This is a genomic window from Micromonospora sp. NPDC005206 (assembly GCF_040608175.1).
Classification (GTDB): Bacteria; Actinomycetota; Actinomycetes; order Mycobacteriales; family Micromonosporaceae; genus Micromonospora.
Genome location: NZ_JBEXHU010000081.1, coordinates 1 through 1,049, shown reverse-complemented (window position 1 = coordinate 1,049; position 1,049 = coordinate 1). Strand labels below are relative to the sequence as shown.

General features: G+C 67.1%; 1 pseudogene. It reads right to left on the bottom strand.

The window, feature by feature from the left end:
- Positions 1-22 precede the first annotated feature (22 nt).
- Positions 23-915: pseudogene (locus ABZU69_RS37090) on the bottom strand (IS5 family transposase).
- Positions 916-1,049 lie beyond the last annotated feature (134 nt).

The following is a 1,049-nucleotide window of genomic DNA, read 5'->3' as shown; positions in this document are numbered from 1 at the left end:
CTAGGGCCTGTGTCGAAGTCGGTCACAGCCACTCGTTGATGGCGGCGATGTGGACGGTGGCTTCGTAGCGGACGGCGAGTTTGTCGAAGCGGGTCGCTACGGCTCGGTTGCCCTTGAGCCGGTTGATGCCGCACTCCACGGCATGACGTTGCTTGTACCGCTCGGGATCGAAGATCGGTGGGCGGCCGCCCTTGGACCCCAGCTTGAGCCGGTTTGCGTCTTGGTCGGTCTTTGTGGGGATCGTCGCGGCGATGCCGCGTCGGCGCAGGTAGCGGCGGTTGGCCCTCGACGTGTACGCCTTGTCGGCCAAGACCCGATCCGGGCGGGTCCGAGGCCGACCCGAGCCCAGGCGGGGCACCCGGATCCCGTCGAGCACCGCCATGAACTGCGGGCTGTCCCCGCGCTGCCCAGCGGTCAACACGATCGACAACGGCTTCTGACCCTGCTCGCAGGCCAGGTGCAGCTTCGTGGTCAGCCCACCCCGCGACCGACCGAGCGCGTGATCGGTCGGCTCCACCGTGACCCCACCCGGCGGCTCGGCCTGCAGATCCCCCTTTTACGCGCCCCGGCGGCGTGCTGATGAGCCCTGGCAACCGTCGAGTCCACCGACACGTCCCAGACAATGCGTCCCACCACATCAGCCAGCGCCTGCAACACGGTCAGGATCTTCGCCCAGGTCCCATCACGCTGCCAACGCCGAAACAGCCCATACGCCGCAGCCCAGGATCCGTAGCACTGCGGGACATCCCGCCACGGGGCACCGACCCGTGTCCGCCACCGAATCCCATCAATGAGCTGCCGTTTCGTCCATGTCGGCGGCCGACCTGGCCTACGCCCCGCAGGCAGCAACGGCTCCAGCGCCACCCACTCTGCGTCGGTCAGGTCGTGCCGCCTCGCCACCGCTAGGGTGTCCACGAGGTCTCCGGTGTTCGGGTTCTGCTTGGTCGCTGAACCAGATACCGGAGATCTCGCTATATCTCGAACACCGACACGCGAAGATCCGCACCCAATAGCTCAAGCCCTGGCAGCGACTTCGACACAGGCCCTAG